Source organism: Nostocoides japonicum T1-X7, from assembly GCF_001046855.1.
GTDB lineage: Bacteria > Actinomycetota > Actinomycetes > Actinomycetales > Dermatophilaceae > Nostocoides > Nostocoides japonicum.
The window spans coordinates 4449019-4460030 of record NZ_HF570958.1; the positions used below are offsets into that span (position 1 = coordinate 4449019).

At 70.5% G+C, this 11012-nt stretch carries 9 protein-coding genes and 1 pseudogene; 1 reads left to right on the top strand and 9 read right to left on the bottom strand.

Going from position 1 to position 11012, the window contains the following annotated elements; translation table 11 throughout:
• Window positions 1-41: 41 nt before the first annotated feature.
• The 7 genes from cysN to BN12_RS20255 form a co-directional block, all read right to left on the bottom strand.
• Entirely contained in the window at window positions 42-1295 is a 1254-nt protein-coding gene (gene cysN, locus BN12_RS20225) for a sulfate adenylyltransferase subunit CysN (RefSeq protein ID WP_048550676.1), read from the bottom strand.
• Complete coding sequence (gene cysD / locus BN12_RS20230) at window positions 1295-2248, bottom strand: sulfate adenylyltransferase subunit CysD (protein ID WP_048550675.1); 954 nt, start codon at window positions 2246-2248, stop codon at window positions 1295-1297. The genes cysN and cysD overlap by 1 nt, the downstream gene beginning before the upstream one ends.
• Window positions 2226-3017 (bottom strand): 3'(2'),5'-bisphosphate nucleotidase CysQ, encoded by a 792-nt coding sequence (locus tag BN12_RS20235; RefSeq protein ID WP_048555291.1) that lies wholly within the window; start codon window positions 3015-3017, stop codon window positions 2226-2228. Before BN12_RS20235 ends, cysD begins: the two co-directional genes overlap by 23 nt.
• Window positions 3018-3020: 3 nt before the next feature.
• Window positions 3021-4556, bottom strand: a complete 1536-nt coding sequence (locus BN12_RS20240) for a sugar transferase (RefSeq protein ID WP_083454804.1) — start codon at window positions 4554-4556, stop codon at window positions 3021-3023.
• A 527-nt stretch (window positions 4557-5083) separates the two neighbouring features.
• Complete coding sequence (pth, locus tag BN12_RS20245; protein WP_048555293.1) at window positions 5084-5668, bottom strand: aminoacyl-tRNA hydrolase; 585 nt, start codon at window positions 5666-5668, stop codon at window positions 5084-5086.
• 282 nt (window positions 5669-5950) lie between these two features.
• The gene (locus BN12_RS20250; protein ID WP_048556669.1) at window positions 5951-6577 is read right to left on the bottom strand and encodes a 50S ribosomal protein L25/general stress protein Ctc; all 627 of its coding nucleotides are present in this window, start codon (window positions 6575-6577) and stop codon (window positions 5951-5953) included.
• A 1176-nt stretch (window positions 6578-7753) separates the two neighbouring features.
• Window positions 7754-8830 (bottom strand): EamA family transporter, encoded by a 1077-nt coding sequence (locus tag BN12_RS20255; protein WP_083454806.1) that lies wholly within the window; start codon window positions 8828-8830, stop codon window positions 7754-7756.
• A 220-nt stretch (window positions 8831-9050) separates the two neighbouring features.
• Between BN12_RS20255 and BN12_RS20260 the strand changes: the two genes are divergently transcribed.
• Window positions 9051-9638, top strand: a complete 588-nt coding sequence (locus BN12_RS20260) for a CGNR zinc finger domain-containing protein (protein WP_048555295.1) — start codon at window positions 9051-9053, stop codon at window positions 9636-9638.
• Window positions 9639-9723: 85 nt separating this feature from the next.
• Here the strand turns inward: BN12_RS20260 and BN12_RS20265 are convergent, their stop codons facing one another.
• Both BN12_RS20265 and BN12_RS26335 read right to left on the bottom strand, forming a co-directional pair.
• On the bottom strand, window positions 9724-10731 hold the full coding sequence (locus BN12_RS20265; protein ID WP_327152677.1) for a ribose-phosphate diphosphokinase: 1008 nt from the start codon (window positions 10729-10731) through the stop codon (window positions 9724-9726).
• Window positions 10728-11012: pseudogene (locus BN12_RS26335) on the bottom strand (hypothetical protein); the annotation flags it as partial. The gene BN12_RS20265 and the pseudogene BN12_RS26335, both read right to left, overlap by 4 nt.

Below are 11012 nucleotides of genomic sequence, written 5' to 3' on the forward strand. Positions count from 1 at the left end.
GGGTGGTAGCCGCTCCGGAGGATTCCAGGCCTGCTCGGAACTCAGCCGGCGTCGGTGATCATGCCGGCAGCGACGGTGCGGTTGGTGCCCTCGTCGATGAGGATGAACCCGCCGGTGGCCCGGTTGCGGCCGTACTCGTCGGCCATGAGGGGCTGCGTGGACCGCAGCACGACACGGCCGATCTCGTTGAGCTGCAACGCCTGCGCCGTCTCGTCCCGGTGAAGGGAGTTGACGTCGAGCCGGTAGGCGAGGTCCTTGACGATGGTCCGCGCCGTCCGCGTCGTGTGCTTGATGGCGTACTTCGCGCCCGGACGCAGCTGGGCCTTCTCGTCCATCCAGCACACCATCGCGTCGATGTCCTGGGTGACGTTCGGCTGGTTGTTCGGCCGGCAGATCATGTCGCCCCGCGAGACGTCGATGTCGTCCTCGAGCCGGACGGTCACCGACATCGGCGGGTAGGCGGCCTCGATCTCGCCGTCGGCCGTCTCGATCACCGCGATCCGCGAAGTGAACCCGGACGGCAGGACGATGACGTCGTCGCCCTTGCGCAGCACCCCACCGGCGACCTGACCGGCATACCCCCGATAGTCGTGCCAGTCGTCCGACTGCGGCCGGATGACGTACTGCACCGGGAACCGCACGTCGATGAGGTTGCGGTCACTGGCGATGTGGACGTTCTCCAGGTGGTGCAGCAGACTCGTCCCGTCGTACCACGGCATGTTCTCCGACCGCGAGACGACGTTGTCGCCGTTGAGCGCGGACACCGGGATGACGGTGAGGTCGGGAATCCGCAGCTTCGCCGCGAACGCCGTGAACTCCTCGTGGATCTGGTCGAAGACCTCCTGCGAGTAGTCGACGAGGTCCATCTTGTTGACGACGAGGACCAGGTGCGGCACCTGCAGCAGCGTCGCGAGGAACGCGTGCCGGCGGCTCTGCTCGAGGATCCCCTTGCGCGCGTCGACGAGGACGAGCGCGAGGTCGGCCGTCGAGGCGCCGGTCACCATGTTGCGCGTGTACTGGATGTGCCCCGGGGTGTCGGCGATGATGAACTTCCGCCGCGCCGTCGCGAAATAGCGGTATGCGACATCGATCGTGATGCCCTGCTCCCGCTCCGCGCGCAGCCCGTCGGTCAACAGCGCGAGGTTGACCCGCTCCTCGCCCCGCTCCTGGCTGACCCGCTCGACCGCCGCGATCTGGTCGGCGAACACGGTCTTGGTGTCGTACAGCAGCCGCCCGATGAGCGTGCTCTTCCCGTCGTCGACGGACCCTGCCGTCGCGAGCCTGAGAATGTCCATTAGAAGTAGCCCTCCCGCTTGCGGTCCTCCATGGCCGCTTCGCTGAACTTGTCGTCACCGCGGGTCGCGCCGCGCTCGGTGATGCGCGTCGTCGCGACCTCCTCGATGATCTTCTCGATCGTGTCGGCGTCGGACTCGACCGCCGCCGTGAGGTTCGCGTCGCCGACCGTGCGGTAGCGGACACGCTTGGTGAGAACCTCCTCACCGTCCCGGGGCGTGATGAACTCGCCCACGGCATACAGCATCCCGCCCCGGTCGACGACCTCACGCTCGTGCGCGTAGTAGATCGAGGGCAGCTCGACCCGCTCCCGCGCGATGTAGTGCCAGATGTCCAGCTCGGTCCAGTTCGACAGCGGGAACACCCGGATGCTCTCCCCCGCGTGGATCCGGCTGTTGTACAGACTCCACAGCTCCGGCCGCTGGTTCTTCGGGTCCCACTGGCCGAACTCGTCACGGAAGGAGTAGACCCGCTCCTTGGCGCGCGCCTTGTCCTCATCCCGCCGGGCACCGCCGAAGATCGCCTGGAACCGGTGCTTCTCCAACGTGTCGAGCAGCACCGGCGTCTGGATCCGGTTGCGCGTGCCGTCGGGCGGCTCGACGACCGAGCCGTTGTCGATCGCCTCCTGGACGCTGCCGACGATGAGCTGCACACCCAGCCTGCGGACCAGCTCGTCACGCCGCTGCAGCACCTCCTGGAAGTTCTGCCCCGTGTCGACGTGCAGGACGGGCATCGGGATGTTCGCCGGGTAGAACGCCTTCTGCGCCAGGCGCAGCATGACGATCGAGTCCTTGCCCCCCGAGAAGAGAAGGACAGGCCGCTCGAACTCCGCGATCACCTCGCGGAAGATATGGATCGCCTCGGCCTCGAGCGTGTCCAGCTGGCTCAGCTGGTAATTGTTCAGGTCGGGATCGGACACGGGTACATGCTCCTCACGAAAGACTGGAGATGGCATCAAGGATCCGGCCGGAGAACTCCGGCCGGCAGATCACCAGATCGGGCAGGGTCGGGTCCTCGCGGTTGTAGACGAGGGGGGAGCCGTCGATGCGGCTGGTATGCAGGCCGGCGGCTCGAGCGACCGCGACGGGTGCCGCGCTGTCCCACTCGAACTGCCCCCCTGCGTGGACGTAGGCGTCGACGATGTCGTCGACGACGGCGGTGGCCTTGATGCCGGCCGACCCCATCGGGACGAGCTCGGCGTCGAGGATCTCGGCGAGCCGGGTGACGAACTCCGGTGGGCGAGAGCGGCTCACGGCGAGGCGGAGCGGCCCCTTGGCGCGCTCGCCGACGGAGAGCGTCTCGTCGGTCGCGAGGGTCGAGCGGCGCGCGGGCCGGGCGACGGCCCCGCCGGCGAGCTCGCCGTCCTCCCACAGGGCGACGTGGACGGCCCAGTCGTCGCGGGGCACCTCGCCGAACTCCCGGGTGCCGTCGAGCGGGTCGACGATCCACACGCGACGAGCGCGTGTCCGGGCGGTGTCGTCGGCGCCCTCCTCGGAGAGGACGGCGTCGTCCGGGCGGGCCTGAGCGAGGAGCCGGACGAGCAGCTCGTGGGACTGCGCGTCACCGGCCTTGCGCAGGTCGCCGGCCTCGCCGTCCCAGCCCTCCCGCAGCTCGACGAGCAGCCGGCCCGCCGCGTCGGCGAGCGCCCTGGCGAGCGCGTGGTCGTCGAGGTCGGCGTAACCGGAGGTGTCGATCCGGTCGATGTATGCGGTGGCAGAAGTCATGAGTCAGTAAGCACCCGATCCCTTGAAGACAGCCCGGAAGGTCCGGGAGATGATCTGGAGGTCCAACGTGAGTGACCAGTTGTCGACATACCAGAGGTCGAGTCTGAGGGAATCCTCCCACGACAGGTCGCTCCGGCCGGAGACCTGCCACAATCCGGTCATCCCCGGAAGGACGCGCAGTCGCCGCACGGCGTCGAACTCGTACTCGTCGACCTCCCGCCCGAGGGGCGGTCGCGGCCCGACGAGCGACATCTGGCCGGCGACGACGTTGAACAGCTGGGGCAGCTCGTCGAGCGAGAACTTGCGCAGCACCCGTCCCACGCGGGTCACCCGGGGGTCCTCGCGCATCTTGAAGAGCCGGCCGTTGCCGTCCGAGCGGTCGACGAGCTCGGGCAGCCGGCTCTCCGCGTCGACGACCATCGACCGGAACTTCAGCATCGTGAAGGGGCGCCCCTCGGATCCGATCCGCTCCTGGCGGTAGAGCGCGGGACCGCGGCTGTCCACCCTGATGAGCACCCAGATGACGGCGAAGACGGGCGCGAGGACGGCGACGGCGAGGAGCGCGAGGAGCCGGTCGACGATCGCCTTGAGCCGGTAGCTGATCCCGCCGGTGAGCGGCCGCTCGACGTGGAGCATCGGCAGGCCGTTGGCCGGGCGGAGCGACAGCCGAGGGCCGGCGACGCCGACGATGCCCGGTGCGACGAGGAGGTCGACGTCGCGGTACTCCAGCGACCAGCCGAGCCGGCGCAGGGAGTCGCCGGCGAGCTCCGGCGTGCTCGCGACGGCGACGACGGCCGCGCCGAGCTCGTCGACGGCGCGGAGCGTCTCCTCCGGTCCGCCGAGGACCGGCACGCCGTCGACGGTGCGCTGGAGCGGACGGTCGGGGTCGACCTCGGAGACGCAGGCGCCGACGACGCGGAGCCCGGAACCGGCGGGGTCGAAGTGGATCTGGTGGATCATCGACCCGACCGTGTCGACCCGTCCGACGACGAGGGTGGGCTGCAGGGCCTTGCCGCGCTGCCGAGCGCGGGCGAGGTTGTCGCGCAATAGCCAGCGCAGGACGAGCGACACGATGACGAGCGAGGGCAGGGCGATGAGCGCGTAGGCCCGGGAGAGGTCGAGCTTCAGGGCATACAGGAGGACGGCGGCCATCGCGAGGAGGACGACCATCGCGCGCATGATGGCGCGGTACTCCTCGTTGCCGGTGCCGAGGTAGCGGGGCGCGTACGCGCCGGCCCGGGCGAGGCAGAGCACCCAGGCGATGGGCATGAGGAGGACGGCGATCTTCGTCGAGGCTGCGGAGGCGAGCCACAGCTCGGTCTGTCCACCGAACATCGCATGGCGGAGCGCGGCCGCCCCGAAGGAGACGACGGCGCCTCCGAGCAGGTCCGCGACGACGGCGGTCGTGCGGTAGCGCCGCTGCCAGCCCGCGAGTCCGTGCTTGACGACGGCGTGCCCCGACTCGACGAGGTCCACCCGGGGCGCGACATGCTCCTGCGTCCGGTGACGAGCAGCGCTCGTGCCGATACCAAGACTCATCCCTGCCACCTACGGTTGCCCATCCGCTGCCCCCCTGATCTCGCCGGACCACCTGCACCGTGCACGACTCGTGGCGGGTTCGATGACCCGTGTCGTTCGCGGCACACCCCATGGGGTCCGTAAACAGCTGCTCCGCCAGCCTAGGCGGCACGGCCCACGACCACGCCGGAAACGGAGAAATCGCCGCCCGGGACCCCACTCCCCTGTGCTTCCCGGCCGTGGAGCCCCCGCTCCCCTTGCTCCCGTGACAGTAAACCAGACCGAGCGGCCCGACGGTGGGGAGCGTCCGGGCCAATGTGATCTGGGGGACCCCGTTCGCGCCATCGGCTCTCGCTGCCGACCCGCGACCGCCGTGGCGAGTTCTGGCGGATCCTCGACGGGACGCCTCGGGTGCCTCGGGTGCCTCGGCGCGTCTGGTGCGTCCTGCGGGTCGATCCGGCCGAGTTCCACGCCTGCGGGTGTCAGCCCCGACGCAACGAGATCGCCTGCTCCGCAACGGTCTTGCGGATCGCTCGAAGGGCCCCGGCTCAGCGCGGGGAGTGGAAGCGCTGCTGCGCCTCGAGGAGCCCGTCGCGGACGAGGGCTTCGACGGCGTCTGCCGCGTCGTCGAGGAGGAAGGGGAGCTCCTTGCGCTCGGCGGCGGAGAAGTCCCGTAAGACGAAGTCGGCCGGGTCCATGCGGCCCGGCGGTCGCCCGATGCCGACCCGGACGCGGTAGTAGTCGCGCGTCCCGAGGGACTGGCTGATGGAGCGGAGGCCGTTGTGGCCGCCCTCTCCCCCGCCGCGCTTGAGGCGGACGACCCCCGCCTCGATGTCGAGCTCGTCGTGGGCGACGACGAGCCGGTCGGGTCCCGCACCGAAGAACTTCAGGAGGGCCGACACCGGGCCTCCGGACTCGTTCATGTAGCTCGAGGGCACGGCGAGGACGACGGGTTCGCCGGGCAGTGGCCCGAGCCGCGCCTGGGCGGCGACCGCTCTCGCCTTGTGGCTCTTGAGGGTCGAGCCGGTGCGGCGCGCCAGCTCGTCGACGACCATGGCGCCGACGTTGTGCCGGTTCCCGGCGTACCGGGGACCCGGGTTGCCGAGCCCGACGACGACCCAGGGCGCGCTCACCGCCGGCTCCCCAGGTGCATGGCCCACCGCCGGTCGAGGCCCGGCCTGGTGCCAGGCGCCACCGCAATGGCCAGCGCGTCAACGACCCACGGCACGCTCGCCGACGGCTCCCCCCACGCGAGGGCGGCCGGGACTCGTGCGCCCTCAACCAGAACGTCACCTGGACGGCTCCCCCCACGCGAGGGCGGCCGTCTGGAGAGCCGGGACCCCTCATACCGAATGCCCGGTGAGCCGGGAGGAGCGGAGGTCATCGAATCCGTCGAGCGCCGGGAACCAGGCGGCCTACTCGGCCGCGGCCTCCGCGGCGGGCGCCTCGGAAGCGTCACCCTCGGCGCCGGCCTCGGACTCCTCGCCACCCTCGCCCAGCTCGGCTTCGAGCGCCTCGGCGCTGACCTGCTGGGTGACGTTGACGACGAGGGTCTCCGGGTCGGCGACGAGCTCGATGCCGGCCGGGAGCGTGAGGTCGCCGGCCTTGATCTGGCTGCCGGCCTCGAGGCCCTCGACGGACACGACGATCGACTCGGGGATGTGTGTCGCCTCGGCGAGAACCTCGACCGTCGGGCTCTCGACGGAGACGAGCGTCTCGGCGGCGGCCTCGCCCTCGACGTGGATGCCGACCTCGACGGAGACCTTCTCGCCCTTGCGGATGACGACGAGGTCGACGTGCTCGATGACCGGCTTGATGGGGTCGCGCTGGACGTCCTTGGCGAGGGCCAGCTGCTCGGTGCCGTCGATGACGAGGGTGAGGACGGCGTTGGCGTTCTTCAGGGCGAGCATCGCGTCATGGCCCGGGAGGGCGATGTGGACGGGGTCGGTCCCGTGGCCGTACATGACGGCGGGGATCTTGCCGGCACGGCGGATCTTGCGGGCGGCACCCTTGCCGAACTGGGTGCGGCGCTCGACGGTCATCTTGTTGTCGGCGGTGTTCTGGGCCACGGTCTCATCGCTCCTGCGGGTCGGTCGAGGACGGGCCCGGGAGCCGAGCCGTCGCATCGTTCAAGGGATCTCGTATGCGGATGGGCCTCGACGCGGGACGTGGCACGGAGGCGACGTGAGGGCCGGCCGCATGGGCGGTCGGCCACCGCGTCGATCACGGACAGGCGCGCCCGTGCGCCGTCCCTCGCCGAGGCAACTGCTCGATCCTAGGCGATGCCCGCGGCGCGACGAAATCGCGCTGCTCCCCCACCTCCCCAGCGTCCGTGGGCTGGGCGGGTGGCCCTCCGCGATCGCCACCCCCGCCTCCCGAGCTTTATCGGGTCACCCCAGAAGACGTGCCTTCACCCGACTTCCCATGTCGGGTCAAGCTCAGTCTTCCCGGGTCACCCCGGAAGACGTGCGATCGGCCCGGACCAGCTTTATCGGGTCACCCGATAAAGCTGGTGGGCCAAGGCCCCCCGGCGTCCCGGCGCGGGCCCATGGGGGCTGGTGCGCCAGGTGAGGTGATACCGATCCGCTCTCGACGCCCAAAGGCACGGCGTCTCGACTCACTGGACACGCCGCGTCTCGGCGCCCTGACATGCCACGTCTCGGCGCCCTGGATACGCGGCATACCCACTCCTGGACTCTTGCCCCTCGCAAGGAATTGCTTGCAAGGGGCAAGAGTTGGTACGCGGACCTACCTCCAGTGGACGGCGACAGACCGCTCGGCGCAGACAACGTCGGCGGGCAAGCAGGTGACCGTGACCACGGTCTCCTCTGCTCGACCTGGATGTGGCGCTCATGCCCCGATCGGGTGCCAGACCGCCAACTGACAGCAGGCGGGTGGTGCACAGACCCCGATCGGGTGCCAAACCGCCACGGGCGCGTGGTGCACAGACCCCGATCGGGTGGCAGACCGCCACGGGCGTGGTGCACAGACCCCGATTGGGTGGCAGACCGCCAACTGAAAGCAGGCGGGGTGGTGCACAGACCCCGATCGGGTGCCAGACCGCCACGGGCGCGTGGTGCACAGACCCCGATCGGGTGCCAAACCGCCAACTGACAGCAGACGGGGTGGTGCACAGACCCCGATCGGGTGCCAGACCGCCACGGGCGTGGTGCACAGACCCCGATTGGGTGGCAGACCGCCACGGGAGAAGGTGGCGCTCAGGATGCGGTGGGGTGATAGGCCGCGAGGGGGTCGGAGACAGGGAGGGGTTCGGGGTCGGCGTCGCATACGGGGACGAGTTCGGGGTCGGCGTCGCATACGGGAACGGGTTCGGGGTCGGCGTCGCACTTGGGCAGGGGTTCGGGGGCCACCTCGGCGACCGGGTGCGCACCGAGCCGGACAGCCACGACGCCGGCGAGGACGATGACTCCGCCGATGAGCTGGACCGGGCGGGGCAGCTGGCCGAGGAGGACCCAGGCGACGAGCACCGCGAAGACGACCTCGGTGAGCCCGACGAAGGAGGCGACCGTGGCACCGAGTCCCCGTGCCCCGACGATGCCGAGGAAGTAGGCGGCGGCCGTCGCCATGACGGCGAGGTCGACGATGGACACCCACCACGGCAGCTCGTGGCCCGCGAGGTGGACGGGCCGGGACGAGACGTCCATCGACAAGACCCCGAGTGCGCCGAGGAGACCGAGGGCCACCGCCCCGAGCAGCATGCCGAACCCGGCGAGCGCGACGGGCGGCAGGCCGGTCTCCTCGGATGCGACGAGGAAGTAGCCGGCCAGTCCCAGGGCGGCGAACAGCGCCCACAGCACCCCGCCGGTCGCGGGCCGGGCGACGCCGAGGAGGTCGAGGACGAGGACGAGGCCGATCACGGACAGCACCATGCCGAGGGTGGTGAGCCGGCTCGGCAGCCGCCGGGTCCTGAGGATCGACACGACGACGACGAGGACGATCGCGAGGTACTCCAGGAGCAGCGCGACCCCGACGGCCACGGTACGCACGGCCTGGAAGTAGCAGACCTGGCAGAGGGCGACCCCGAGGACGCCGTATGCGACGACGGACCACGCGTGGTCGCTCAGCAGGTGCCACCGGCCGTGAAGGGTGACGACGGCGGCCGGCAGGAGGATGAGGCACGCGATGAGGAGCCGGAGCAGGACGACGGCGCCGGGACTCCAGCCGACCTCGAGGAGGGAGCGGGCGGCGGGCCCGGACGTCGCGAACGTGAACGCGGACAGCAGGGCGGCGACGAGGGCGAGATTCGACCCGGTGGCCTGGCGTAGACGGGTCATGGGGGACTCCTCTCGTCGGACTCCGGCACCCAACGCGGTTCGTGGGGCCCTGCTCGGTCGTACCTGCCCATGTCGCACGTGCCCAGGTTGTGCGTGCCGTGCGTCCGGCGCACCCGGATGGTCGGTGTGACCGACGGGCGGTGGACACGGCATACGGGCTGTCATGAACGAAATAGCGGTACGCTCATGACAATAGACCTCGGCTTGGTCAGGAGTCAACATGACCTTCACTCATGACACGGAGATCTCCCTCCTCGGCGCGGCAGCGCTCGTCAACACGATGCCCGGAAGTGCCCCGGGCGACTCCGACGTGGAGGCGCTCGCGACCGTGGCCGACCTCGACGACTTCGTGCGCGGATGGGGCTGGACCGGGCTTCACGCACATTCCGAGGCGGAGCTGGAGCAGGTTCGCGGGCTGCGGCCCCGCCTGCGGGCCGTCTGGGAGTCCCCCGAGAATGGAGTTGTCGAGATCGTCAACGGGCTGCTCCGCGAGTTCCACGCGCTCCCCCAGCTCGTCGAGCACGACGGGTTCGGCTGGCACATCCACGCGACCCCGCGCGACGCGCCCCTCGCCGTGCGGATGGCCGTCGAGGCGGCGATGGCGTTCGTCGACGTCGTCCGGGCCGGTGAGCTGGACCGGCTGCGGACCTGCGCCGCCGACGACTGCGACGACGTCATCGTGGACCTCAGCCGCAACCGGTCCCGGCGGTTCTGCGAGCGGGGCTGCGGCAACCGGGCCAACGTCGCCGCCTACCGGGCCCGCCAGGCTGTAACCTCCGCCAGCACAACCAAGTTCACGTCGCCCTAGGTTGCAACCTGGGGCGACGACACCTCCCCTCTGCTAGCAGCAGGCTGCTGCCGCGAGGGAGGCGCCGGGGGCAGGGGGCGGGAGCTCAGGCATGGCCGTCGAAGAGGCTCGTCACCGAACCGTCCTCGAAGACCTCCATGATCGCCCGACTGATGAGCGGCGCGATCGAGAGCACGGTGAGGGTGTCGAACTCCGCCTCCGGTGCGATGGGCAGCGTGTTCGTCACGACGACCTCCAGCGCGCCGCATTCCTTGAGCCGCTGGGTCGCCGGGTCGGAGAGGATCGCGTGCGTCGCGGCCATGACGACACCCTTCGCGCCGTCCTTCATGAGCGCCTCGCATGCCTTGGCGATGGTGCCGCCGGTGTCGATCATGTCATCGACGAGGACGCAGATCCGGCCGCGGACGTCGCCGACGACGCGGTTGGCGATACTGACGTTCGGCTGGTGGATGTCACGCGTCTTGTGGATGAAGGCGAGCGGCGCCCCGCCGAGGGTCCGCGACCACTGCTCGGCGACCTTGATCCGGCCGGCGTCCGGCGAGACGACGGCGAGCTCCTCGTGGCCGTAGTACTTCTGGACGTGCTCGGCGAGGACAGGCTGGGCGAACAGGTGGTCGACCGGTCCGTCGAAGAACCCCTGGATCTGGTCGGTATGCAGGTCGACGGCCATGAGCCGGTCGGCGCCGGCCGCCTTGAACATGTCCGCGACGAGCCGGGCGCTGATCGGCTCCCGCCCACGGTGCTTCTTGTCCTGCCGGGCATACCCGTAGAACGGGAGGACGACGGTGATCCGCTTCGCCGAGGCCCGCTTGAGCGCGTCCACCATGAGCAGGTGCTCCATGATGCACTCGTTGATCGGGGTCGTATGGCTCTGGATCACGAAGGCGTCGGAGCCCCGGACCGACTCCTCGTAGCGGACGTAGATCTCGCCGTTCGCGAAGTCGTACGCGCTCGTCGGGACGAGCTCGGTGCCGATCTGCGCGGCGACCTCCTGGGCGAGCTCGGGGTGTGCCCGCCCAGAGAAGACCATGAGGTTCTTCTTGTTGCTCTTGCGGATGACGGCCGACGGAGGCCGGTGCCTGTCCTTGCTCACTCGCTCTCCCCCGCCTCGACGGTGTCCGAATGCGACGCGCTGGGCTCCGGCCGGACCTCGCCGTCCCGCGCGGCCTCCTTCGCGGCGCCCGAGTCGTCTCCGGCTCCGGCGTCCTTCGCTGCGCCGGCGGTGATCCCGGCTCGGGCGTCGCTACCGGCTCGGGCGGTGGTCCCGGCTCGGGCGGTGGTCCCGGCACCGGTCGACTCCGGTGCGCGGGTCGCCCCGGCGGCCGCTGCTTCCCTTGCGGCGCGGGCTGCCTCGGCGGTGGCGGTACCGGCTCG

Excerpts from the sequence above, each read along its gene's own strand:
- cysN (WP_048550676.1), bottom strand. The coding sequence starts at position 1,295 with ATGGACATTCTCAGGCTCGCGACGGCAGGGTCCGTCGACGACGGGAAG.
- cysD (WP_048550675.1), bottom strand. The coding sequence starts at position 2,248 with ATGCCATCTCCAGTCTTTCGTGAGGAGCATGTACCCGTGTCCGATCCC.
- BN12_RS20235 (WP_048555291.1), bottom strand. The coding sequence starts at position 3,017 with ATGACTTCTGCCACCGCATACATCGACCGGATCGACACCTCCGGTTAC.
- BN12_RS20240 (WP_083454804.1), bottom strand. The coding sequence starts at position 4,556 with ATGAGTCTTGGTATCGGCACGAGCGCTGCTCGTCACCGGACGCAGGAG.
- BN12_RS20250 (WP_048556669.1), bottom strand. The coding sequence starts at position 6,577 with ATGACCGTCGAGCGCCGCACCCAGTTCGGCAAGGGTGCCGCCCGCAAG.
- BN12_RS20255 (WP_083454806.1), bottom strand. The coding sequence starts at position 8,830 with ATGACCCGTCTACGCCAGGCCACCGGGTCGAATCTCGCCCTCGTCGCC.
- BN12_RS20260 (WP_048555295.1), top strand. The coding sequence starts at position 9,051 with ATGACCTTCACTCATGACACGGAGATCTCCCTCCTCGGCGCGGCAGCG.